General features: G+C 49.9%; 23 protein-coding genes. 7 read left to right on the top strand and 16 right to left on the bottom strand.

Annotated elements, in window-relative coordinates:
- Positions 1-64: 64 nt before the first annotated feature.
- From WCN91_RS00790 to WCN91_RS00780, 3 genes are read left to right on the top strand one after another with little or no spacing between them, the layout of a single operon-like run.
- A complete protein-coding gene (locus WCN91_RS00790; protein WP_342675530.1) occupies positions 65-274 on the top strand; it encodes a DUF3283 family protein in 210 nt (69 codons plus the stop codon).
- Positions 271-699: a GNAT family N-acetyltransferase gene (locus WCN91_RS00785; RefSeq protein ID WP_342675529.1), complete on the top strand. Its 429-nt coding sequence runs from the start codon at positions 271-273 to the stop codon at positions 697-699. Before WCN91_RS00790 ends, WCN91_RS00785 begins: the two co-directional genes overlap by 4 nt.
- A complete protein-coding gene (locus tag WCN91_RS00780; RefSeq protein ID WP_342675528.1) occupies positions 692-5,206 on the top strand; it encodes an EAL domain-containing protein in 4,515 nt (1,504 codons plus the stop codon). The genes WCN91_RS00785 and WCN91_RS00780 overlap by 8 nt, the downstream gene beginning before the upstream one ends.
- Here WCN91_RS00780 and WCN91_RS00775 read toward each other — a convergent pair.
- Complete coding sequence (locus WCN91_RS00775) at positions 5,166-6,119, bottom strand: ion transporter (RefSeq protein ID WP_342675527.1); 954 nt, start codon at positions 6,117-6,119, stop codon at positions 5,166-5,168. The genes WCN91_RS00780 and WCN91_RS00775 overlap by 41 nt on opposite strands.
- Positions 6,112-8,799 (bottom strand): bifunctional acetate--CoA ligase family protein/GNAT family N-acetyltransferase, encoded by a 2,688-nt coding sequence (locus WCN91_RS00770; RefSeq protein WP_342675526.1) that lies wholly within the window; start codon positions 8,797-8,799, stop codon positions 6,112-6,114. Before WCN91_RS00770 ends, WCN91_RS00775 begins: the two co-directional genes overlap by 8 nt.
- 68 nt (positions 8,800-8,867) lie before the next feature.
- Between WCN91_RS00770 and WCN91_RS00765 the strand changes: the two genes are divergently transcribed.
- Both WCN91_RS00765 and WCN91_RS00760 read left to right on the top strand, forming a co-directional pair.
- On the top strand, positions 8,868-9,584 hold the full coding sequence (locus tag WCN91_RS00765; RefSeq protein WP_342675525.1) for an SIMPL domain-containing protein: 717 nt from the start codon (positions 8,868-8,870) through the stop codon (positions 9,582-9,584).
- A gap of 251 nt (positions 9,585-9,835) precedes the next feature.
- On the top strand, positions 9,836-10,891 hold the full coding sequence (locus tag WCN91_RS00760) for a PepSY-associated TM helix domain-containing protein (protein ID WP_342675524.1): 1,056 nt from the start codon (positions 9,836-9,838) through the stop codon (positions 10,889-10,891).
- A 225-nt stretch (positions 10,892-11,116) separates the two neighbouring features.
- Here WCN91_RS00760 and WCN91_RS00755 read toward each other — a convergent pair whose 3' ends face one another.
- The 8 genes from WCN91_RS00755 to WCN91_RS00720 all read right to left on the bottom strand — a co-directional run bounded on the left by WCN91_RS00755 (position 11,117) and on the right by WCN91_RS00720 (position 18,305).
- Complete coding sequence (locus tag WCN91_RS00755) at positions 11,117-12,958, bottom strand: DUF885 domain-containing protein (protein WP_342675523.1); 1,842 nt, start codon at positions 12,956-12,958, stop codon at positions 11,117-11,119.
- Positions 12,959-13,056: 98 nt separating this feature from the next.
- Positions 13,057-13,581 carry a DsrE family protein gene (locus tag WCN91_RS00750; RefSeq protein WP_342675522.1) on the bottom strand — a complete coding sequence of 175 codons (525 nt, stop codon included), beginning with the start codon at positions 13,579-13,581 and terminating at the stop codon, positions 13,057-13,059.
- 18 nt (positions 13,582-13,599) lie between these two features.
- Positions 13,600-14,736, bottom strand: coding sequence for a radical SAM family heme chaperone HemW (gene hemW, locus WCN91_RS00745; protein ID WP_342675521.1), 1,137 nt, complete (start codon positions 14,734-14,736; stop codon positions 13,600-13,602).
- A 3-nt stretch (positions 14,737-14,739) separates the two neighbouring features.
- Positions 14,740-15,324 carry an XTP/dITP diphosphatase gene (locus WCN91_RS00740; RefSeq protein WP_342675520.1) on the bottom strand — a complete coding sequence of 195 codons (585 nt, stop codon included), beginning with the start codon at positions 15,322-15,324 and terminating at the stop codon, positions 14,740-14,742.
- A 357-nt stretch (positions 15,325-15,681) separates the two neighbouring features.
- Positions 15,682-16,119: a DUF4426 domain-containing protein gene (locus tag WCN91_RS00735; protein WP_342675519.1), complete on the bottom strand. Its 438-nt coding sequence runs from the start codon at positions 16,117-16,119 to the stop codon at positions 15,682-15,684.
- 74 nt (positions 16,120-16,193) lie between these two features.
- Positions 16,194-16,727, bottom strand: a complete 534-nt coding sequence (locus WCN91_RS00730; protein WP_342675518.1) for a YggT family protein — start codon at positions 16,725-16,727, stop codon at positions 16,194-16,196.
- A 22-nt stretch (positions 16,728-16,749) separates the two neighbouring features.
- Positions 16,750-17,571: a pyrroline-5-carboxylate reductase gene (proC, locus tag WCN91_RS00725; protein WP_342675517.1), complete on the bottom strand. Its 822-nt coding sequence runs from the start codon at positions 17,569-17,571 to the stop codon at positions 16,750-16,752.
- Positions 17,572-17,615: 44 nt separating this feature from the next.
- Positions 17,616-18,305 carry a YggS family pyridoxal phosphate-dependent enzyme gene (locus tag WCN91_RS00720; RefSeq protein WP_342675516.1) on the bottom strand — a complete coding sequence of 230 codons (690 nt, stop codon included), beginning with the start codon at positions 18,303-18,305 and terminating at the stop codon, positions 17,616-17,618.
- A 31-nt stretch (positions 18,306-18,336) separates the two neighbouring features.
- Between WCN91_RS00720 and WCN91_RS00715 the strand changes: the two genes are divergently transcribed.
- Entirely contained in the window at positions 18,337-19,389 is a 1,053-nt protein-coding gene (locus WCN91_RS00715) for a type IV pilus twitching motility protein PilT (RefSeq protein ID WP_342675515.1), read from the top strand.
- Positions 19,390-19,403: 14 nt separating this feature from the next.
- Positions 19,404-20,540 (top strand): PilT/PilU family type 4a pilus ATPase, encoded by a 1,137-nt coding sequence (locus WCN91_RS00710; RefSeq protein WP_342675514.1) that lies wholly within the window; start codon positions 19,404-19,406, stop codon positions 20,538-20,540.
- 76 nt (positions 20,541-20,616) lie between these two features.
- Here WCN91_RS00710 and ruvX read toward each other — a convergent pair whose 3' ends face one another.
- From ruvX to WCN91_RS00680, 6 genes are read right to left on the bottom strand one after another with little or no spacing between them, the layout of a single operon-like run.
- Positions 20,617-21,066 (bottom strand): Holliday junction resolvase RuvX, encoded by a 450-nt coding sequence (ruvX, locus tag WCN91_RS00705; protein ID WP_342675513.1) that lies wholly within the window; start codon positions 21,064-21,066, stop codon positions 20,617-20,619.
- On the bottom strand, positions 21,063-21,620 hold the full coding sequence (locus tag WCN91_RS00700; protein ID WP_342675512.1) for a YqgE/AlgH family protein: 558 nt from the start codon (positions 21,618-21,620) through the stop codon (positions 21,063-21,065). Before WCN91_RS00700 ends, ruvX begins: the two co-directional genes overlap by 4 nt.
- Positions 21,621-21,633: 13 nt before the next feature.
- Positions 21,634-22,587 carry a glutathione synthase gene (gene gshB, locus WCN91_RS00695; RefSeq protein WP_342675511.1) on the bottom strand — a complete coding sequence of 318 codons (954 nt, stop codon included), beginning with the start codon at positions 22,585-22,587 and terminating at the stop codon, positions 21,634-21,636.
- A gap of 56 nt (positions 22,588-22,643) precedes the next feature.
- Positions 22,644-23,378, bottom strand: coding sequence for a 16S rRNA (uracil(1498)-N(3))-methyltransferase (gene rsmE / locus WCN91_RS00690; protein WP_342675510.1), 735 nt, complete (start codon positions 23,376-23,378; stop codon positions 22,644-22,646).
- A gap of 37 nt (positions 23,379-23,415) precedes the next feature.
- Positions 23,416-23,838: a hypothetical protein gene (locus WCN91_RS00685; RefSeq protein WP_342675509.1), complete on the bottom strand. Its 423-nt coding sequence runs from the start codon at positions 23,836-23,838 to the stop codon at positions 23,416-23,418.
- A 15-nt stretch (positions 23,839-23,853) separates the two neighbouring features.
- Positions 23,854-24,744 carry a DUF350 domain-containing protein gene (locus tag WCN91_RS00680; protein ID WP_342675508.1) on the bottom strand — a complete coding sequence of 297 codons (891 nt, stop codon included), beginning with the start codon at positions 24,742-24,744 and terminating at the stop codon, positions 23,854-23,856.
- Positions 24,745-24,761: the final 17 nt, after the last annotated feature.

The following is a 24,761-nucleotide window of genomic DNA, read 5'->3' as shown; positions in this document are numbered from 1 at the left end:
CATACACCCTGGGTGCTATCTGTTATAGTATAGGCTCCGTCAGTTATTAAATTGTGTTGCAGCTATGAGTGTCAATCTTTGCCTTCTTACGCGAGAAGAGAAGTACCGAATTCAATTGGACTATGAAGCCTCGTTTTGGGCGTATCAAATTCTCCGTGGCAAAAATGCCCGAGATAAGGTCTATGAAGCCATCAATATGCGTCCGATTTCGGAGCAAGGCTACCTAAAACAGCAATTTGAGCATTTTTTAGCGATGATGAGTGCATCGCGATGACCCCCCCTGTGGCGCAACGCGTACCCGCTCTTGCCACCCCTTTGGTGAACAAGTTTTATGATAGGGTCGGCGCCCGAGGTCGTGCCAACAAGCAAGACCAGCTTTGGGTAGTGCGTTGCGACAATGACATAGTGGCGGCAGCCAGAGTCAGTCTTGTTGAAGAACAACATTTTTTATGTGGCGTGTTTGTGGAGGCCGATTATCGCCGTCAAGGTTTGGCCGCCACCTTAATACGTCAGATCTGCGGTGAGTTACCAGGTCCCATCTATAGTTTTATCTACCAGCATCTGCGTCCTTTTTATGAGCAGCTGGGTTTTGCCGCAGTGGCTAGTTTGCCCGAGCACCTGGCGTCGCGCTTGCAAAGTTATCGTCATCAGGGTCGTGATGTGTTGGCCTATTGCTATCCGGGAGCGGTCGATGCGTAATTGCTGGCTGTTATTATTGAGCTTTTTTTTGGTTGTCACCGCGAACGTCAGCGCCAAGGTGCAGCGTTTGTCGCCCAGTGAGGGGTTGTCGCAAAGCTATGTCGGTAATATGCTTATCGACCATCAGGGCTACCTGTGGCTGGCCACCGAAAGCGGTTTAAATAAATATGACGGCTATCAAGTAAAAATTATCAGCGATGAAAAGGGCGAGCTTGATGACGCCTTAATCGATGCCTTGCATATGGATAAACAAGGGCAAATTTGGACCTCATCCATTCTTAATGGCCTGTATCGTTACCATAACGGCAAGGGAGTGCTGGAAAGAGTGGTAGCACCGCCTGAGGAGCTTGACCCTGACTTTGCCACCGCAGTGTTTTCCATGCTCTCTCTCGATGACAACAAGATGCTGCTTGGCCGTGGCGGCGATGTTGCCATGCTCAACCCGCAAAGCGGTGCCATTACCAGCTTATTTAAAGTGGGCGGCAGCGAAAACGAAAACAACGCCCTGGTGCGGGTATTTCTGCAATACCAGCACTATGTGTTTATCGGCACTACAAACGGTGCCTTTGTTTATGATCTCAAGAGCCAGCAGGTGCGCCCACTGCAACATTTGCCGCCGGGCAGCAGTGGTATAGACAGAGACAATGTAAAATCCTTCGCCCTGGTTGAGCCGAACAAGTTACTGATAGGCACGGTAAAAGGCTTGTATGTTACCGATATTGCCGAGCTGGACGATTTGTTTGCCGAGCCGCAACGGCCATTTCAAAGCAAGACCCTCTTATCTGAGCCTAATATCTGGCAAATAACCCCCCTTGGCGAGGGTATGCTGCTGTTGGCCACGGATAAGGGCTTGTTCGAATATGATTGGCTGACTAACCGATTGCGCAAGCAACAAAGGCTAAGCGACAGCCCTTACGGTCTTTCTGACCCTAGTGTGATTGCTGTGGTGGAAACTAAGCAGGGCGATCTGTGGCTGGGCACCAAAAGCGATGGCGCCTTTTTCCTCCCCAACAAGCGCTTTGAGTTTCAAAATATCACAGCCGATAATCTCGGTGGCGATGGTTTGTCCCATCATAATATCTGGAGCTCGGTACAAAGTGGCGACACCTTGTATTTAGGCACTCATAACGGTTTAACCCAGGTCGACCTAGCAACAATGCAAAGTGAGGTGAAGTTTAAAAGTTACCTCAGCGATGAGCTCGACAACGTCTTTAGTGTTTATACTCTGATCCCTTATGGTCGGCAGCTGCTGATGAATACCACCCGGGGTTTATTTAGCTATAACCAGGACACCGAGGAGTTAACTAAGCTGCAAGCCAGGAGGCAAGAAGATCAGCCCTATCTTGAGGGCTATTTACATGGCTTGTATTTGACCCAGGATAGTCGTTTATACGGGGTCAATCAGAATCAGGGCTTTTTCTATTTTGATCTGAAATCACAGCAGGTGCATCCTTTGGGTGGAGACCTGGATAAGCATGATCCGTTTTTGGCCCTGGGGTTCAGCGCTCCGTTAGCGGATAAACCTCTGCAGCCCTTGTTTTTCTCCGGCGGTCAGCTGCTGCGTTTCAATGCCCAAACGCAAACCCTGCAAATGCTTTATCGGGTGCCGCAACCCCATGGCAGTTTGGCCATCAATCTTAATGGCTATGTGGTGGATAACAATAATATTCTCTGGCTGTCGTTTTCCAATTATGGTCTGGTGGCCTTAAACGCCAGCAACTTTAATTTTATTAAGCATATAGACTTGCAGCGCCGCGGTCCGGGCAACCTTATGTATGATTTGGTGCTCGATGATATGGGCATGGTGTGGATGAGTAGTCATAAGGGCTTATGGCGCTTTAACCCGCAAAATGAGCATTTTTTTCAGTTCACTAATTTGGAAGGACTGGCTAGTAATGAATTTAACCAGGGTTCGGTAAGTCGTCGTGATGACGGCCGCCTGGCATTTGGCTCGGTGAAGGGCGCGACTTTGTTTTATCCGCAGCGCAATATACCGCAGCGGGCCTTGCTGCAAGGGGTTAATTTTACTTCGGCTGAGCTGATGTACCGAGCGCTTGAGCTTCCAGCCATGGGGCCTTTGACCCAGGTTCATCTTGATCATGATGATGTTGGCTTAGAGATCACCTTCAGCGCTATGGCCTTTAATTATCAAGATAGGGTTATTTTCGAGTACCAGCTTGATGGCAGCCAGAAAAGCTTTACCCGGGATAATAATCGCGTGGTCTTCCCCAAGCTAAATCCCGGTGAGCATCTGCTGCAGGTATGGGCGCAGGACCCTTTTACCGGCGAGTCGACCGAGCCGGCACGACTGAAAATTAGCGTTGCCTATCCGCCGTGGAGCTCGCCGGGTTTTATCACCCTGTATGTGATTATTATCGCCAGCCTGATAGCCATGTGGATGTATCGTCGCAATCGCATTCAAAATATGCTGATGGCGGCCCATAAGCAAAGCAAAGAGTCGGCGGCGCGTTTGAAATTGGCGCTTGAAGGCAGTCACTCCGGGGTATGGGACTGGCATCAGCATGAGAGCAAAATTTATCAGCCGCGGCTGCGCGAGGAGCTGGGCTATAGCTATGAGCATTGTCAGCTGGATCAGTATCTGGCGTTAATTCACCCGAATGAAAGGCAGAAATTCCGCATCGAATGGCTGGAGTTCTTATCCACCGACAAGGGTTACTTTAACTGCGTCTATCGCCTGCGCCACAGCAGTGGGCAATGGCGTTGGTATAAAGACTTTGGCAAGGTGATGCAGTGGGAAGGCTCTCATCCGGTGCAGGTAGCGGGCACCTATACCAATATGACCAGAGAGCTGGTGTTGGAAGAAAATGCGCGCATGTTTGGTGCCGCCTTTGAGCAGGCCAGCGACTGGCTGGTTATTTTTGACTCCAAGCTGCGCATAGTTGCCACCAACCAGGCATTACGGGAGAGTTTTGATTACGCCGCCAGTAGCCCATCCTCACGACGTCTGAATCTAGGGCTGTCGAAAAACGTGCGTATTAACTATCTGCGTATTTTGAAAGGTCTGCGCGTGGGTGAGCATTACCAATGCGAAGAGCAGGTGGTGCTTAACACAGGTGAGCAGGTTCCCGTGCTGCTGAAAATGAGTGCTGTCGCCGATAGCGAACAGCACAGCACCAGCTATATAGTGATGCTCACAGATATCAGTGAAGCCAAGCATAGCCTAGCGACCCAACAACAGCAGGCGCACTACGACAGCCTTACCGGCTTTCCCAATCGCCCCTTGTTTATGGATAGGGTTGAACATGCCTTGGAGCAGGCGCAGAGGGACAATCGTGGCTGTGCGCTGTTGCTTATCAATGTGCCTTTGCCGCTTGGTGGCGGTTTAGAGGAGCAAACGGGCGAGCAGCAACTGTTGAGTCTGGTTTATCGCTTGCAAAGGGCGGTGCGCTCGCAAGACAGTTTAGGGCGTATCGAAGCGGATCAATTCGCCCTGTTACTTGAAGATATAGAAGAGTTAGGGCAGGTGCTGGCTGTGTGTCGTAAGGTGCAGGAAGTGCTGATGCGCCCGTGCCTGGGCATGCTTGGCAACGCCAATACCAATATAGGTGTGGCACTATTTCCTGAAGATGGCCATCAGGGAGAGGCTTTGCTTAAAGGTGCCGAATTGGCGCTGTATCAGGCCAAACGCAGTGGTCGCGATCAGTTCCACTTCTTCCAGCCTGATATTAATGCTCAGGTGCAGCGTAGTTTGGCCACAGAGCAAGCCTTAATAATAGCCGCCGAACAGTGCCAGTTTATTAATCAGTATCAGGGTGTTTACGCTATGCAGGATGCGCAATTACAAGGCTTTGAGGTCTTGCCCTACTGGCAACATGATGAGCAGTTATTGGCACCGCAGGAATACTTCCCCCATATTCGTCAAACTCAGTTGTGGTCAAAACTCCTATTGCAAACCTTAGAGCGGGCGGTGCTTGAATGTCGCCTCTGGCATAGACAACAACCGCAGCTGCACCTGTCTTTAGCTATCAAGGGGCGGGAATTCAGCCAACCGGGCAGCATGGGCGATATTATTCACTTGCTGCATAGCCATGATTTCCCCATCAGCTGTTTGGTATTAGAGATTTCGGTGTACGACTGGCAGCACCTCAATGCCGATGCCAAGCAAGTTTTGCAAAAGCTGGTGGTAGCAGGCATGCGTTTGTCTTTGCATATTAAGACGGTGGACGAATTTTGCGTGCCCGAGCTGGATGACGAGTTATTTCAGCAGGTGAAGTTGGGCGTCGAGCTTAGCGCCTTGTTGTGCGAGGACTATAAAGTCTATAACAAGGTCAGCCGTTATTTGCCGATTTTCGCCGCCATGAATATCGAGGTGCTCGCCATGGGTGTGGTCGATGATAAACAGCAGCGTCAGTTGTTAAACCTGGGTTGTACCCTGATGCAGGGGGACGCCTTAGCGCAGCCCTGCCATGGTGATGGGGTGGCGGACTTACTTGGCAAGGCCTGTATTATTCCAAATTATGGCCGCACTGGGGGCAAAAGCGCTTAAGCAAGGGGTGCTGATCGCGCACTTGCTCTTCTAGGTGCGCCGCCTCTTGTACGCTTAAGCCGAGTTCAAGGCGCAATTCATTCAATTTTATCCGCTCTTGATGGCAGATAATGCCGTCTTCCATCAGCTGATGTACCATTTCACTGTAGGTTCTGCGACGCTTGCGCAACTGCTCGGAAAAGCTTGAAGCCAGAATACCGGTAGGGATAGCAACCATGCCCATACTGAGTATGGTAATAATGCCGCCGAAGATTTTCCCCATTAGTGTGACAGGTACGGTATCGCCGTAACCCACTGTGGTTAAAGTGATAATGGCCCACCACATGGCGGCGGGAATGGAGCCGAACTTATCAGGTTGCACATCGTGTTCGAGCAAATAAATGCCGCTGGCGGCGATAATCAGGATCACCGTCATAATAAAAAAGGCCGCAAATAAAGAGCTGGCTTCTTCCTGTATGGTGTTCAGCATCAGCTGCATGGCGCGGGAATAACGGGTGAGTTTGAAAATTCGCAATAACCTCAGCACCCGCAAGAAACGCAGATCGAATGGCACCAGGAACATTAGTAATGAGGGTAAAATAGCGATGAGATCGATTACCGCCATGGGCGATATGAGATAGCGCAGGCGCCTTTTAGTTGGGCTTAGTGAGCTGTCGGCAAAGCGGTTTAAATCGACGCTGGCCCATACCCGAGCCAGGTATTCTATGGCGAAAATAAACACAGAAACCAGCTCAAAATAGGTAAAAAAGCGCGCATGTTCGTGCGCCATGCTGGGCACAGACTCCATCACTATGGCGAGTACATTGGCAAAAATTAAGGTCATTAAAAAGGCATCGAAGGCATAACCAAAGCGCTTCGATTGGCCGCGTGCTTCAAACACATCGGCCAGTGTGATTCTTATTTTTTCAATCATCTTCTATTCTTTTATTGAGTTCGCGGCGCATATGAATAGTGCCTTCTTCAAAGTCACGGCTGATAGTAAACCCTAACTTACGCGCTAACTCTATCATACCTGTGTTCTCCCACAGGGTCATGCCCTCGATACTGCCAACGCCCTGTTGCTGACAATAATCAACGGCGGCACCAAGGAGAATGCGCCCTAAACCCAGCCCCTGAGATTGAGAACCAACGACTATGGCAAATTCCCCGACCAGGTTATCCGGGTCCATTAACACTCGGGACACGCCCAAAGTGATATCTTCGCCGCCCTGTTTACGGGTGACGATAAAGGCCATTTCCCTGTCATAGTCGATTTGCGTCATCTTGGCCAATTGCTCATGGCTAAAGTGCGGCATTTCGCCAAAAAAGCGTCGGTATCTGTCTTCTTTAGTAAGAGACTCGTCGAAACGACGGTGAGCCTGCTCATCTTCAGGACGTATCGGGCGCAGCAGGGCGTCAGAGCCATCTTTTAGGGTCACCCAGCGTTCCAGCTCCTTAGGATAGGGACGAATGGCCAGGCGTTTACGATGAGCAAGGCGCTTATAACGACTGATGCCTATGCTGGCATCGAGCACTAAAAATTGACTTTGGGTGGCCAGCAAGGGGTTCAGCTCCAGGCTGTGAATATCCGGCTGATCGACGATTAACTGCGAAACCCGGGTAAGCAGGGCGCATAAACGATACTTGTCGACCTTCTCCGGCAAGGTGCGCTCTTTCAGCACCCCCTTATCCAGAGCATTGGCAATTAAATACTTGGCCAGGTTCATATTCAGCGGCGGCAGGGCCACCGCAGCCTGGGAATAATCCAAAGCACTGCCGGCCTCGCCCAGTAAGATCACCGGGCCAAATTGTGGGTCGGTTTTGATGGCGATACGCAGCTCATGAGCCCCGGCACGTGGCGCCATGGGTTGAATGGCAAAGCCGTCGATACGGGCCTCGGGATAGACCTGATTAATGCGCAGTAAAATGGCAAAGGCTGCTTGCTCGACCTCATGCTCATCACTGAGATTAAGCACCACACCACCGACCTCGGATTTACTGGCGATATCCGGGCTTATCAGTTTAAGCACCACGGGAAAACCGCATTCGGCGGCGACTTCCGCAGCCTCACTGGGAGTGGTGGCAATATAGGTGGTGACAGTGTCTATGCCGTAATAGGCCAGTAGCGGCGCCGCCTGATGGGTGCTGAGATAGTGCACGTTACGGTCCAGGTGGGCGCTGATCTCCGCCTGCGCTTTTTCGACTTGAATATCTAGATCATCGACAATGGACTCGGGAGTTTGTGTCAGGTGTTTCTGGTTACGGCGGTAATTGATCAAATGCATATAGGCACCAACCGCACCTTCTGGGGTGCGATAGGTGGGAATGCCGCCCTGGGCACAAATGCGCCTGGCTTCATAGGCGGCGTCTTCACCCATAAAGTTGGTCATGACAAAGGGGCGCTTGCGAGTGTCTATTTGCTCCAGGGTGTCGACTATGATGCGGGCATAATCAGCGCTTGGTGCTAATGCTGATGGGGTATGAATAATCAGCAGGTTTTCTACTTCCTTGGCTTCGAGCAGAATCTTCAGCGCTTGCTGATAACGCATAGGGTCTGAGTCGCCAAATATATCCACTGGGTTATGAGTGCTGTCCGCCTGGGGGATCACCTTGTTTAATGCCTCTAAGGTGGCCTCGCTTAGCTCACAGAGTTTACCTGAGCTTTGTACCAGGCTGTCGACCGCCATGACCGCCGGACCGCCGCCATTGGTAAGTATGCACAGGGGCTCCACCTTGAGTAATTTTGGATGCAATGCCAGCGTTTGCGTCGCCGCAAAGAGTTCGCGTAAATCATTTACCCTAAGCATACCGGCGCGCTGGATCAGGGCATCGTAGACCGCATCGCAGCCGCTGGCGCCGCCAGTGTGCGCCGATGCAGCCTGGGCACCGGCATCGGTGCGCCCGGTTTTAATCACTATCACGGGTTTACTAAAGGCCGCGGCTCTAGCTGCGGAAATAAAGCCACGAATATCTTTTAGATTATCTATGTATAAGAGTACCGCCTTGGTGCGGGCATCGCGACCAAGAAAGTCCAGCAGTTCGCCAAAGTCGATATCCAGACAGTCGCCCACGGAAATAAAATAAGAAAAGCCGATATCCTTATGTTGTGCCCAGTCCAAAATGGTTGAGCACACTGCCGCCGATTGCGAAATAAAGGCGACCTTGCCGGGGCGGGTCACTGTATGGGAAAAACTGGCATTGACGCCAAGATGGGGGATCATCAAACCTAAACAATTGGGCCCCATTAAATTTACATGCTGAGCTTTACAATGTTGTTGTAATTCGGTTTTTTGCTCATCACTGAGGCCCGCCGCAACCACGATAACATTACAACAACCCTGTTTGGCGAGATCGCTAATAAGTGGTAATAAGGTGGCTTTATTGGTACAAATAATGGCAATATCGGGTGGTTGTGGCAGCGATGCAATATCGGCATAGGCCAGCACCCCGTGTACCGCCTCGTATTTTGGTGTGACCGGCATTATTGGGCCGTTAAAGCCGCCTTGCAGCAGGTTGCGCATCACAATGTAGCCTGGGCGCAGGGGATTGTTCGAGGCGCCGACAACAGCTATGGATTTAGGGTTGAAGAACTGACTAATGCGTTTTACGCTCATAGCTTACTCATTTTGGTATACTGGATACCGAAATATAGTCTCATACTTGTTGCAAAAAGGAAGCATCAATGCACAAAAGTATAACGCACATCAATATTTTACCTGCTTTTCTTCTAGCCTTGGGCCTGGCCTCTATCGGCATCTTACTTAGCAATGCCATCATAGAATTTAAGGCCATGGATCGCACCGTAGTGGTAAAGGGATTAGCACAGCAGCAGGTAGAGGCGGACACCGCCATTTGGCCTATAGTTTTCACCGAGGCCGGTGATCAACTAGATCAGGTCACCGCCGCAGTGGAGCAAAAACAAAATGCCGTAGTGGCGTTTTTAAAGCTGCACGGTTTTAGTGACGAGGAAATCTCTCTGGGGCAGGTTACTGTGGTCGATAAAAAGGCGCAGCAATACGGCCCTGAGCAGGTCGGCCTGCGTTATCTGGTTAGCGCTAATATGTCGGTGTACAGCCAAAGTCCTAATCAGGTGCGCCATGCTAGCAGTAAGATCAGCGAATTGGCCAAGCAAGGTATCGCTATAGACGGTGACCGTTACACCAACCGCATCGAGTATTTGTTTACCGGTTTAAACGACATTAAGCCGCAGATGATAGAGCAGGCCACCCACAACGCCCGTGAAGTAGCGCTTAAATTTGCCCGCGATTCGGACTCGACGCTCGGCAAAATTAAATCGGCCCGTCAGGGACAGTTTAGTATTAATGACAGGGATTCCAGCTCGCCGCACCTGAAGAAGGTGCGGGTGGTCAGTACCGTTGAATATTATTTAGTGGATTGATGGTTGGGTTTCGAGGTTGTAAGTCGGTCTTTGCCGCCATGGATGGCGGTAGTAGAGCAATGCAGGAGCATATTGCCGAAAGGCCGACAAAAGGGCTAAGGTTTTGCCTGTAGGTCAGAGTTTACTCTGACAAAGAAATAAGCCTAGAAGCCGTTAGCCTGCATCAGGAATAGACGCGGAAAACATCAAGTATGGTAATGATATTAGTTATTATTTAGAATACACCGTATGTTAGCTAATGGAATTGCAGTTTGAAACGCGTAGCACGAAAAATTCATTTGACCTTGGCGCTGGTGATCAGCGCTTTTTTAGTGCTCTTGTCACTTACCGGAGCGCTTCTGATCTATGCCAAGGATATCCAACTGGCGGTGAATCCTGAGCTGTGGCAGCGAACCCTATCAGCACCGGCTTTAGACCTGGATACCCTGTATCAAAAAGTACAGGAGCACAGTGGGGAGAAAGTGGATTTTATAAGCATAGAGCAAGATAGCCGCTGGGCCTGGCAGGCAAGGCTGGGCGATGGCCGTTATGTGAGCCTGGAGCCCAGCACTGGCGAGGTGCTGCATAATTATGCTTATTACGATACCTTATACGGCTTTACTATGGGTTTGCATCGCTGGTTATTATGGCGCGATACTGAGGGCAAGATGCCACTGCGTAATTTGGTGTCGACCATGACGCTGGGCTTTATGCTGGTGCTCTTGGTGGGCTTTTATCTGTGGGCTAAACCCAAACAGCGCTTAAAGCGCTTGAAGATAAACCGACGCGCCAAGGCCCGGGTACTTAACCGTCAGATTCATCATGTGCTCGGCGTTTATACCTGTTTACCCTTGTTGCTTATCGCCTTCTCCGGCATCGCCTTTAACTGGAAGGCGCCGACCCAGGCCGTGGTCAATGCCTTGTTGCCGGGGCAGGTGGAATCTCGCCCTCGGGTTGAAGATATCACCCCCATGGCGAGCACCCAGTTTCAAGAGTCGCTAGAAAAGGGCCTGGCCGTGCTTCCAGAGGCCAGTCTATTTCGTATTTATTTCCCTAAAAGCCCAGAAAAGCCTTTTACGCTGCGCCTTAAACAGCCCGGTGAAAGCCATGCCTATTCCTGGGTTTGGGTGAATCCTTACAGTGCGCAAGTGATTAATAGTTTTGATGGTGCCGCCGCCAATATGCCGACCCAGGTATGGAATTTTAAATATAAGTTTCATATCGGCGATTTTGCCGGGCCCATAGTGCAAGTGCTCTGGTTGTTGCTGAGCCTGTTGCCGGTATTCTTTGTGGTTTCCGGGCTGGTGATGTGGCGGGGCAGAAAGTAGGGCTTATACCAATTCTCTTAAATAGCTAATCATTCTAGCGGGCTAAATATCATGCTAACAGTGTTGGAATTTTTATATGTAGAATAACTACATAAGAAAACTCCGCCTCGTTATCATATCATTTATCCAGCGCTATATCTGGTCACATACTTAACAGAATTGGTATTACAGACAAAAAACGCCGGTCATTGACCGGCGTTGTTCATTCCAATCTCAAGAGTAAGATCAGGCGGCTTGCTTCTTAGCAACCCATTCGGCCACCATTTCTTCAAGCAGATTTAACGGTACCGGGCCATTTTTCAATACCACGTCGTGGAACTGGCGAATATCGAACTTGTCACCCAGGGCTTTTTTCGCTTCTTCGCGTAGCTCAACGATTTTCAGCATGCCGACCTTGTAGGCTGTGGCTTGCGATGGCATTACGACATGACGCTCAACCATTTTCACCGCATCCGAGGTGGCATTTGGGGTGTTGTTTACGTAGTAGTCTATGCCTTGTTGGCGTGTCCAGCGCTTGGCGTGGATACCTGTATCAACAACCAGGCGACAGGCGCGCCATAGTTCCATGGCCAGGCGACCAAAGTCAGAGTAAGGGTCTTGGTATAGGCCCATTTCTTTTGGCAGTAGCTCAGAGTACAGTCCCCAGCCCTCAGTGTAGGCGGTGAAGCGGCCAAACTTACGGAAGCTAGGTACGCCTTCAAGCTCTTGAGCAATGGCGATTTGCATATGGTGACCCGGGATCCCTTCGTGATACGCCAGGGCTTCCAACTGATAAGTTGGCATGGCCTCCATATCGTACAGGTTGGCATAGTAAATACCCGGGCGTGAGCCATCCGGCGCCGGCTGCTGATAGAAGGCTTTACCCGCTGACTTTTCACGGAAGGCTTCTACTGCCTTCACGGTCAAATCTGCCTTAGGCTTCACAATAAACAGCTCGTCTAAACGACCCTTCATATCATCGATTACGCGCACCGCTTCGCCCAGGTAAGCATCACGGCCTTCTTGGGTATCTGGATAGTAAAACTGCTTGTCGGTTTTCATAAATTCCATAAAGGCCTTTAAGTCGCCCTCGAAACCAACCTTTTCCTTGATAGCACGCATTTCATCATGGATACGCTGCACTTCGGCAAGACCTATGGCATGGATTTGATCCGCCGTTAGGTCGGTAGTAGTGGTGCGCTCAAGCATGGTGTTGTAGTAGGTTTTACCGTCTGGGAATTTCCAGGCACCATCGCGCTCATCGGCACGCTTTTCAAGCTGCTGTAAGTAACCAATAAGGCTGGCATAGGCCGGCTTAACCGATACCTTAAGGGCTTCGGTGGCCTCATTGATCAGTGCTTGCTTTTGCTCTGCGCCTATCTCTAACTTGTCGACTTTGCGTTTAAAGTCGGCCAGCAGAGTTGAGTCCTGCTCGCCACCAAAAGGCGCGCCGGTAATGATGTTTTGGCTAGCTTCAATGACGTGAGGAAACACGAACTTAGGTGCAATAATGCCCTTGCTGGCACGGGTTTCCAGATTCTTTTCCAACTGGGCAAACAGTTTAGGCACACCATTTAAACGGGCGATATAGGCCTTTGCTTCTTCCACATTAGCTATGCTGTGCTGGTTAATTAAAAACGCCGCCACCATGGAGTGAGTGCCATACATCTGGTTCACTGGGTAGGTGTGGTAGCGCCATTGGAAATCATTAATGCCATCTTCAAGGCCTTGTTGCATCAGGTCGTAGCTTACCTGAGTATTGGCATCTAGCTTGCTGCGGTCGATGCTTTTTAGCATTTCCAGATCCGCCTTGGCTAAAGCCAGGTCTTCTAAGGCGCGCTCTTCGCTTTGATCATCCCACTTATCATAGTCTTTTTTAATGCCCATATAGGTTTGGTATGTGGGGCTGCGCATAATATTGCGGTTAAAGACTTCTTCAAAAAAAGCGTTGGCTTTTTCTACTTCGCTTTGAGCCACTTCTTGTACCGGCGCCGGCGTTGCGACTGCGGTGCTGGTGCTTTGGGTATTTTGGCAACCGACCAGCAGTGTGGCACTGATGGTTGCGGCGATAAGTGTTAGCTTGCGCATAGTTAGTTTACCTATCCTTTCACTTGTTGTTGTGCAAGGCTGATGCCCTGCAAAAATTAAAATAATCTTATTGTTTTAAGGCTCTTATGGGAGCTGTTTTAAAATGGATTTAATGTATAGCCTTGCTGCTGCAGTTGCGCATGGGCGGTCATGGCGGAGAGCGCCATTTGTACGCCGGGGATCAACTGCTCGGCACTGATTTGATAATGAGTTGCGGACTGACCGCACACATAGACCTGGGTATTGTTATCCAGTAATTGTCTGATCAGGGCCTGATTTTTGTTATCCACCCCAAGGCGCTCTTTGTAATATTTATTGCTCAGCACATCGACGGAAGCACCGCCGTGAACAACCAGGGCTAATTTAATGTTTTCTGGTTTAACCCCATGTGCAACATGCATATTGATAAAGCGTGCCAGGGAGTTAATGTGGTTATTCTGCTCGCCTGCCTTGGCCGCAGGGGCCACATCGAAGGCGATTTTAAAGCGGGTATTCGCAGCGATAGGGGCATGCTCTGGTATCTGATAAAAGTAACCAAAGTTTTGAATAACAGGGTTTGCTTGTTCGCCGTAAGCCCAAGGGCTTAATAAAAAAATAGCTAAAAGCAAACCTGTTAATTTCATTGTTCTGATCTCTTATTATTAAACGAATATTTCCAGCAATTCATTGAGGTATCTATGGCCGCGCTCGGTCACCCGAATATGGGTGCTATCACGACTGAGCAAACTTTGCTTTTGCGCCGCTTGTAACTGAGGCTCAATCTGGCTTAAGTCTAAGCCGGTATATTGTTGAAACTCATCAAGGGGGCAGGGCTCAGCCAAACGCAAACGGTTCATCATAAACTCAAAAGGGCGCTCGTCTTCGGTTACATCCCACTGCCGATATAAATAGGGCTTGGTAAGGTCCATATAACCGCGCGGGTGCTTCACCTTCTCGGTGCGCACTATGGCGCCATCGGGCGTGGTTATTTTGCCATGAGCGCCACAACCTATGCCTATATAATCGCCAAAGCGCCAATAATTCAAGTTATGTTGGCATTGATGGCCGGGTTTTGCGTAACCAGATATTTCATACTGCTGATAACCAGCCTCACGCAGCAACTCCTGACCTAACTCCTGTATCTGCCACAGGGTATCGTCTTCGGGCAAGGTTGGCGGCTTGGAATAGAACTGGGTATTGGGCTCTATGGTCAACTGGTACCAAGAAATATGCGGCGGATTTAAGGCGATAACCTGGCGTAGATCCCCAAGGGCATCGTCTATGCTCTGCCCTGGCAGGCCATGCATTAAGTCCAGGTTGAAGCTGCGCAGCCCCACCTGACGGGCTTGCTCGGCCGCACGTTTTGCCTCATCGGCACTGTGAATGCGCCCAAGGGCCTTGAGCTTGTCCTGCTGCATGGACTGCACGCCGATGGAAATACGGTTCACTCCGGCCTTCACATAGTCGGCAAAGCGTCCGAACTCCACGGTGCCCGGGTTGGCTTCTAAGGTGATCTCTGCATTTTCGGTCAGTGGTGTGAACGCTCGTACACCATCGAGCAGTGTTTGCAGCGCTTCGCCCGATAATAAACTGGGTGTGCCGCCACCGATAAAAATACTGTGAATAGGACGCCCGGCGGTAAGCGGGGCATCGGTGCGCAAGTCCGCCAGCAGGTGCTGCACATATTCCTGTTCGGGAATTTGCTGTCCTTTTTGGCCGTGACTATTAAAGTCGCAGTAAGGGCACTTTTGTACGCACCAAGGAATATGGATATAAAGACTTAAAGGGGGCAGGGTCACGTGTTAACCCTGCAATTGAGCGAGTAGCAGTTGTAATGCCTGGCCGCGATGGCTAATGGCGTTTTTTTCGGCTTTGCTCAGTTCGGCACTGGTTTTATCCAAGCCTTCAACCTTAAACACGGGATCATAACCAAAGCCTTCAAAACCGCTGCGCTGTTCGGTGATCTCGCCTTCCCAGGTAGCCTGACAGATAAGCGGCAATGGGTCGTCTTTATGGCGCATTAACACCAATACACAGCAAAAGCGCGCGCTGCGCTTTGTTTGCCCCTGCATATCCTGCAACAGCTTATCGATATTATCGCCGTCGCTGGCACCTGGGCCAGCATAGCGGGCACTGTAGACGCCGGGGGCACCATCAAGGGCATCGACAATTAAACCCGAGTCATCGGCAATGGCCGGTAAACCCGTTTGCGCACTGGCGTGACGGGCTTTGATAATGGCATTTTCCACAAAGGTGGTGCCTGTCTCGGCTACATCACTAACGTCAAAGTCGCTTTGTGGCTTTATGGTGATATGTAAGTCGCTTAATAGCGCGCTGAGCTCGGCAACCTTACCCTTGTTGCCTGTGGCAAGCACCCAAGTTGTCATCTGTTCTCTCTTAGGGTCTGTTGACCTTTGTTGTTCGTTTCTGCAGCAGTTTGTAGTGTATTTATACAAGGCGGCACATGTGTGGTGTAGTTATTCTACATGAACATGTAACAACACAGTAGAAATGCGCTACAAGCGCTGCCCTACGGGTTCATCTAAACGCATCCTGCTCTGTGTTACTCGCTATGAACATAGGCGAGCAAGACCGAAGCAATGCTTCGCAGCTTAGCGAGGTGAGCGCATGGATGCGCGATGTAACCAAGCTTCATGGATGAATTTGACCACATAAATTAGTGATTATATTCATCAGAATGCGTTTAGATTGAACATAAAGTAAACCGCAAAGATAAACAGACCCTAATCTTTATATAGCTTTTGATGAAAGCGCAGCACTTCCATTGTCGTATCCTGAGTCAGGGTTATTTCAAAGCGGTAAGTTTCTTCATCTTCAAAACGCATTTGGGCGATATAGTAAACACTGTCGCCTTCTTTAATTTCTTGAAACTCCAGGTCTTCGCTTTGTCCGACCAGGTTTTTAGCTACACCGGAAATGGCCACGGTCTGCGCCTTGTCGTTCTTCAGCACGGAAATATTAATCAGGGCTCGGTCGCCGGCGCGCTCTAGGTTATAGCTGCGGGCTACCTGAGGCGTAATAGTGGTTGAGGGAAAGGCAATATAGTGAACCTGCCAATGACCAAGGTTTTTAAACTGGCCGCCTTGCACCTCGTTTTGTGCCGCATAGCTTGGCGCTATGCACGCAAGGCTTAAAATTAGGCTGTATAACAGGGCTTTCATAGCTGCTACTCCTGTGTTGTGTTACTAAGTAAGTGTATCAGAAATCGGGCGAACTAGTGCCGCCCGAGACATGATTAACGGGTTAAATCCATTAATAGGAATTGCAAAAACTGTAAGCCGATGATCAACACCAGAATCGACAGGTCTAAACCGCCAATAGGTGGGATCACCTTTCTGATTGGTCTTAACATGGGCTCGGTCAATTGATGGAAGATGGCTTCGATAGGGTTATAGCCCTGGCTTACCCAGCTTAGGATGGCGCGAATGATCAACACCCAAAACAGCAGTTGCAGGGCCTTACCGATAAAGGTTAAAACACCGGCGAACAGTACGGCGCCTGTGTCCCACTTCTCACCGAACAGCAGTACCAAGGTGCTTACCTTGGCGAAGGCAACAACAAAGGCCAGCACCAAAGAGGCTATGTCTAAGCCGGCAAAACCAGGGATCAGCTTGCGCAGCGGATTAACCGCAAAGCTGGTGGCTTTTACCACAAACTGGCTGAGCGGGTTGTAGAAGTCCGCGCGAGCTGCCTGCAGCCAAAAACGTAGCAGCACCACCATAAGGAATAAATCAAAGGGTACGGTTACTAAAAAGTGCACTGAGTTCATGCGTTCAGCCTCAATAAAAAAATTAAATTTCTTGTTCCATCTCTTGGGCGCGGGCGATACATGCATCCATGGCGCCGGAGACGTTTTCAACTAAGCCATTCGCCTTGAGGTGCTCCACCGCGGCATGGGTGGTGCCACCCTTGGAGGTTACATTAGCGCGTAACTGAGCAATGCTGATATCCGTTTGTGATAGGGCCATTTCTGCTGCTCCCAGAGCGGTTTGCTGGACCAGGGCGCGGGCTTGCTCGGCATTAAAGCCCAGCTCAATCGCTTTTTGCTCTATGGCTTCCATAAACAAGAAGAAATAGGCCGGCGAGGAGCCGGTAACGGCTATGATGTCATTAATTTGCTCTTCTTTATCAACCCAGACCACAAGGCCTGTGCTGTTAAACACGGCTTCGATAAACTGGTTTTCTTCCTCGCTGGTGCCTTCGGCATACAGGCCGCTGACGCCGCGACCAAGCAGCGAAGGGGTGTTCGGCATGCAGCGCACCATTTTCACCGGGTGACCTAGCATTTCCTGTAGGCGCTTAACCGTGATGCCAGCGGCCACGGAAATAAAGACCTTGTTGCTAAAGTCGACGCCAGCGGCAATAAAGCTTTGTGCCAGCTCGGCCATCATTTGCGGTTTAACCGACAAAACTATGATGTCGGCCTGTTGCAGGGCTTCAATATTATCGGCTGTGGTGCGCACACCAAAGTCTGCGGCCACCTTCGCGAGTTTTTCCTGATTACGATTGGTGGCAATGATCTGCTCTTTGGCAAAGCCATTTTTCACCATGCCGCCAATGATGGCGTAACTCATATTTCCAGTACCGATAAACGCGATGGTTTGCTGTGACATATAGACCTCAAATCTTGTGTTATTCGATGTTCGGCGCCTAAGTGCTATTGTTCTCGTTCGCCAAAAATGGCGGTGCCAATGCGCACCATGGTGGAGCCGGCGGCGATTGCCGCATCCATGTCGCCACTCATGCCCATGGACAGGGTGTCGAGCTGTGGATATTGGTCCTTTAGTCTATCAAAGCAAGCACTTAATTGCTTAAAAGATTGTAATTGTGTGTCAAAGTCTGCTGATTGCGCCGGAATAGCCATCAAACCACGCAAATTTAACTGTTTGCAGTTCTCGATTAAGGCGGCCAAAGCCGGTACTTCATCAAGCAAGCACCCGGATTTATTGGGGTCTTCGTCTATGTTAACTTGAATTAACACTTGCAGGGGTTTCATGTTGCTAGGACGTTGCTCGTTAAGACGCCTTGCTATCTTTTCACGGTCGATACTTTGCACCCAGCTAAAGTGTTCGGCGATGGCCTTACTTTTGTTGCTCTGAATAGGGCCGATAAAGTGCCATACTATATTCTTATGCTCACTAAGTTGGTGAACTTTCTCAACCCCTTCTTGCACATAAGATTCTGCAAATTCTCTGTGACCATGCTCAAAAGCCGCTAGAATATCTTCTAAGGTTTTTTTCTTAGAAACGGCAATTAAAGTGATGTCATTATAATCACGGCCGCATTTTTTTGCCGCATGAGCTATTCTGTCATAGGCGGCATCGAGTCGTTCTGCTATTGTAACCATAAAGTTATCAGTTGGTTGTGGAGTCCTATTTATGGATATTACCGAATTACTGGCCTTTAGTGTGCAACATAAGGCCTCGGATTTACACCTTTCTGCTGGTGTGTCACCTATGATCCGTGTCGATGGTGACGTACGCCGCATTAATATTCCCGTGCTGGAAGCAAAAGAAGTTAGTGGGCTCGTCTATGACATTATGAACGATAAACAGCGCAAAGAATACGAAGAAAAGCTGGAAGTTGATTTTTCGTTTGAAGTGCCTAGTCTTGCGCGTTTTCGTGTTAACGCCTTTAATACCAATCGTGGTCCTGCGGCTGTGTTTCGTACCATCCCGAACGAAGTTCTTACCTTAGAAGACTTAGGTGCGCCGGAGATTTTCAAAACCATCTCGGATAACCCTCGTGGTTTGGTGCTGGTAACTGGGCCGACAGGTTCGGGGAAGTCCACCACCTTGGCGGCCATGATAGATTACATCAACAATAACCGCCATGACCATATTCTGACCATTGAAGACCCGATCGAATTTGTACACCAAAATAAGCAATGCTTGATCAACCAGCGGGAAGTGCACCGTGATACCCACAGCTTTAACGCCGCACTGCGTAGTGCCTTGCGTGAAGACCCCGATGTAATTCTGGTGGGTGAGCTGCGGGATTTGGAAACTATTCGTCTGGCAATGACGGCGGCGGAAACCGGTCACCTGGTATTTGGCACCCTGCACACCACCTCGGCACCGAAAACCATAGACCGTATTATCGACGTATTCCCAGGTGAAGAGAAAGACATGGTGCGCTCTATGCTTTCGGAATCATTGCGTGCGGTTATCTCGCAAACCCTGCTGAAGAAAGTGTCCGGTGGTCGTATTGCCGCCCATGAGATCATGATAGGCATTCCGGCGATCCGTAACCTTATTCGTGAAGATAAGATTGCGCAGATGTATTCATCTATCCAAACCGGTGCTGCTCACGGCATGCAAACCATGGATCAGTGTTTACACGAGTTATTGAACCGTGGCCTGATCAGTTCCCAAGCAGCTAAAGCTAAAGCCCATGATAAAACCCAGTTTGGTTTATCGGGAAATATGTAGGATAGGATTCAGCAATGTTACAACCATTATCACATTACCTACACACCATGGTCGGTTTAGAGGCGTCGGACGTATTCGTATCTGCGCTTCTGCCGGTGAGCGCCAAGGTCAACGGCGAGCTTATCCCACTTGATGAGCATGTATTAAACGATGAAGAAGCCCTGACTATGGTGGAGTCGGCCATGACCGACAAACAAATCAATGAATTCCATAGCACCAAAGAATGTAACTTCGCCATCGCCACCGAAGAAGGCCGCTTCCGTGTTTCCGCCTTTTGGCAGCGCGATCAGGCGGGTATGGTTATTCGTCGCATCAACACGGTTATTCCTAATGCGGAAGACCTAGGTTTACCGCCGGTATTAACCGATGTGATCATGAAAAAACGTGGTCTGGTGCTGTTTGTGGGTGGTACGGGTACAGGTAAGTCGACTTCAATGGCGGCGCTGTTAGGTTATCGTAACCGCAATCAAAAGGGTCATATTCTGACCATAGAAGACCCGATTGAATTCGTCCATGAACACAATAAGAGTATTATTACTCAACGTGAGGTGGGCCTGGATACGGAAAGCTTTGAAGCGGCGCTGAAAAGCTCATTGCGTCAGGCTCCGGATGTGATCCTTATCGGTGAAATTCGCTCGCAAGAGACCATGGAATATGCGCTGGCCTTTGCCGAAACCGGTCACCTGTGTGTGGCAACCCTGCATGCCAACAACGCCAACCAGGCCATTGACCGTATTATGCACCTGGTGCCAAAAGAAAAGCATGAGAAGCTGAAATACGATTTGGCATTGAACTTACGCGCCATTATCGCCCAGCAGTTGATCCCTACCGCAGACGGCAATGGCCGTGTGGCGGCAATCGAGGTGATGCTGAACTCACCCATGGTGGCCGAGCTTATCAAAAAAGGTGAAATCGGTTCGATTAAAGAGGTGATGGCCAAGTCGACGCAAATCGGCATGCAAACCTTTGACCAGGCGCTATTCAACCTCTATCAGGAAAAACGCATCAATTATGCCGATGCGCTACACCATGCGGACTCGCCAAACGATCTGCGTTTGATGATCAAGTTGCGTAGCAATGAGCAACGGGGCGCCGGCTTCTTGCAAGGTGTGACCGTTGATGGCTTAAGTGGCGACGACGATAAGTTTTAAATCAGGCATAAAAACCTGCATAAATAATTAAGGGCGACCCAGGGTCGCCCTTATTGTATCCATTGTAGATAGGGCTTTAATCGCCGTAGGCCGCCGAAAAATAACTTTCGAGGATCAACACCGCCGAGGCGTTGTCGATATTATCCTTGCGCAGGTTGCGATAGCCGCCAGAGGCAAATAAATGCTCCTTGGCCGCTGCCGTGGTCAGGCGCTCGTCCTGAGTTTCAACCTGTAAGCCGGTTTGGTTATGCAGGCGGTTGGCAAATTTGCGGGCGCGGTGGGTCAGGTCTTGCTCTGTGCCATCCATGTTTAGCGGCAGGCCCACCACAAGTAAATCCGGCTGCCATTCGTTGACCAGAGCGCGAATATCATCCCAGTTGGGAATGCCGTCACGGGCCTTGATGGCGCGCAGGGCGTTGGCGGTGCCGGTAAGCTCCTGGCCAATGGCTACGCCTATGCTTTTGGTGCCAAAATCAAAACCCATTACGCTGCGTTGTCCCTGTGGCGCTTTACTGCTGTTACTCATGCGTGTCCGGCCTCAAGGCTTAGTTTGTCTGCATCTATGCCCACCAAGGCCAGGGCCTTGTGCCAGCGCTCATTAATGGGAGTATTAAAGATGATCTCTGGGTCTGCCTCTATGATCAACCAGGTGTTTTCCAGCAGCTCTTTTTCCAGCTGACCTTCATCCCAACCGGCATAGCCCAGGGTGATTATAAAATCCTGCGGTGCATCGCTGGTGGTCAGGCTGGCAAGCACATCCTTGGAGGTGGTGATCATAATTTCTGAGCTTAACTCTTGCGATGAAGCATAGCCGGGTTTTGGGGTGTGCAGCACAAAACCACGGTCGGTTTTTACTGGCCCACCGGCAAAAACCTGATGGCCCGCGGCCTGGTTGCTTTTGTCGTTATCTATCTCGACCTTGTCGAGCAGCTCGCCCACGGTCACATCTATGGGTTGATTGATCACCAGCCCCATAGCACCTTCATCATTGTGCTCGCAAATATAGGCCACCGCGTGTTTGAAGAAGGGATCTTGCATCGACGGCATGGCGACTAAAAAATGGTTCATTAATGATTGCATAGGCGTACCTTAATTAAGCTGGCGTGAGCTTACGCTCCAACGCATCAAAAAACTGCCCTGTAATAGAGATACCGGTTTCACCCTCAATTTCTTTCACACAAGTCGGGGCAGTAACATTCACTTCGGTCAGTTTGTCGCCGATAATGTCCAGGCCAACAAACAGCAAACCCTTGGCTTTTAGAGTTGGTGCCAGGGCCTCGGCAATACGACGCTCATCATCGCTAAGCGGGCGTACTTCACCACGACCACCGGCGGCCAAATTGCCTCGCGTTTCGCCTTTTTGCGGAATACGGGCCAAACAATAAGGGATCACCTCTCCATCAACGACTAATACGCGCTTATCGCCGTCTTTGATCGCTGGGATATAATTTTGTGCCATGGCATAGCGACTGCCGTGCTCGGTCAGGGTCTCGATGATCACGCCGATATTGGCATCATCATGCTTCACGCGGAAAATAGAGGCGCCGCCCATACCATCTAAAGGCTTAAGAATAATATCGCCATGCTCACCAAGGAATTGGCGAATTTGCTTGGCCGAGCGAGTTACTAAAGTGTCCGGAGTAAATTCGCTAAACCAGGCGGTGAAGAGCTTTTCGTTGGCATCACGCAGGCTTTGCGGTTTGTTCACCACTAAGGCGCCTTCCAGTTCGGCACGCTCTAAAATATAGGTGGCATACACGTACTCGGTGTCAAAGGGCGGATCCTTGCGCATCAGGATGATATCCAGCTCGCCTAGGGCAATATCGGCCTGGGGCTGTAACTCGTACCATTTTTCTGGATTGTCGAACACAGCGGCTTTGGCGGCATGAGCAAAGGCACGGCCCTGGCGTAAAAACAGGTCGTCCATTTCGATGTAATAAAGCTCGTAACCTCGCTTATGGGCTTCCATCATCATTGCAAAGCCGGTGTCTTTTTTAATGTTAAATCCAGAAATTGGGTCGCTGATAATGCCTAGTTTAATTGCCATTGCTATGCTCGCTTAAAAAAATTCTAATTATGTAATGGGGTTGGCGGCGGACAAAATCAATTGCCGAGATCGCCAAATTCCAACTGCAACGCGCTAAGTACGGTTAATGCCGCCGTTTCCGTGCGCAATACCCGAGGGCCAAGGCGGATATCGATAAAGCCATTATTGTGACTTGAGACGATTTCTTCATCGCTGAAACCACCTTCCGGGCCGACTAAAAAGCGCACGCCTGAACTAGGTGCGGCCAAGGTTTTAATGCTGTGCTCGGCGCGGGGGTGTAAGGTAAGTTTAGTGGCATTGGTGCTTTGTTGCAGCCATTGCTCCAACGCTATGGGCTCATGGATTGTGGTAATGCGGTTGCGACCACATTGCTCCGCCGCGGCTATGGCTATTTTCTGCCATTGCTGATGCTTTTTAGCCAGTCTATCCGCTGCCAATTTTACCCCGCAGCGCTCGCTAAATAAGGGGGTGATCTCGCTGACACCCAATTCCACGGATTTCTGAATGGTGAAATCCATCTTATCGCCACGGGAGATCACCTGGCCAAGGTGAATAGCCAAGGGAGACTCGCACTCGAACTCATTGAATTCAAGCACCTTGACGCGAACCTGCTTTTTACCGGCGATCAGAATTTCACATAAATACTCGCCTCCCTCACCGTTAAACAGGCTGATCTGCTCGCCACTTTGCATGCGCAGCACGCGGCCTATGTGTCCGGCGGCATCATCACCTAGGTCAAACTCCATGCCTAGCTCTAGGTGCGCCGGTTCATAAATATGCGGAACTCTCATATGAATGCTCTAAAGGGGGGTTTTGCGACAGTCTAAACTAGTCGCCTAAATGCGCAAGTGAATCTGGGTCTTGATTACAGCTTAAGTGATTGTGGCGAAAGGGAGTGTTTAAAGGTTCTAGGTGGTAATCCTGGCCCTGTTGTTGGATCAGGTAGCGCTTAGGGTGCAGAGAATCAATTATCCATTTAAAGCTGTCGCTGGCGCTTTTATAGAGCTCTGAAAAAATCAGCACACCGGCAATCTTATGATGGCGCGACAGGTAACTGGATAACTCAGCCACGCTGATTTCATTGGTAAAATCACAGTAGCAATAATCCTTGGCCTGTTGGTCAAACATAAGCTTGACCATATGGCGGGTATTGGCGCCGGCGACAATGACCTGTGAGCTGTCAACTTGAGTGCAAAAAGCATCACTTAGCAGGGGGTCGCCGTCGAGGAGGAGAAAATTGCTTAAGTTCATGGGAACCCTTATGCCCTATGCAAAAAATTGAATCAGTAAATAGCCCATGGCGCAATGCACCGAAAACTGAACCGCCGCTATGCCGACATTATCCTGATGATCAACCTCAACTCCGGTATCTATGCGATAGAGCACAATTAACAGCATAAGTCGTGACATCGCCATAACCAGTATCCACATCAGGCCGCAGTGCACCGCCAAGGTAAAGATGTTTTCTACCATTTTGCCGCTGTGATAAGTCGCACTGGAAAGCCCGGCATAGATGGCTAATGCCATACCCAGTGACTTGCCCGCATAACGGATGCCGATAGAGGTGTTTTCCAGGTTAAAATTATTCTGCAGCGATGCCCCTTGGTTAAATCTAGCAAAGCGCGCCTCGCGTATTTTGCTATCCAGCGCGAACATGCCCTGGAGCATTAAAAAGCACACAAACACCACTAGCAAAGAGTATAGGCTATTGGTTTGCGACCAGTTAACTAATCCGATAACCACTACGCTGTTGCCCAGCAGCATGCCGGAGTCAACCATGGCGGCACAGACGTTTTGCTTTAGAATGGCTTTTTCTTCGTTAAAACGACTCAATATCCACTTGCGATGTACGGCCTGACCCACCTTGATAAACAGCATCATCAACAGCAATAACAAAGGCACCTTCCAGGGCGCTTGTTTCATTACGGCGAGGGAGAAGTCATCGAGCAGATAGCCTATAACCAGCACCAGGGAGAGCAAATAACTGGCGTAACTGATACCTAGGGCGAAGTTGTCGCGTTGGGCAAGCTCTTCACTTAAGGTTTGTCGCGCCTTTACCTGGGTGTAGATACGCAGCAGAAACAGCACTAAGGCAATGGCCGCAAAGCAAATTGCAAAAGTGTATAGGGACTCGTCTGACAAGGTAAAATACGTCATACTGACAACATTAGAGT

The organism is Pseudoalteromonas qingdaonensis, assembly GCF_038739665.1.
Classification (GTDB): Bacteria; Pseudomonadota; Gammaproteobacteria; order Enterobacterales; family Alteromonadaceae; genus Pseudoalteromonas; species Pseudoalteromonas qingdaonensis.
The sequence above is the reverse complement of the archived record's forward strand: the minus strand, read 5'-3'. Positions and strand labels throughout refer to the sequence as shown.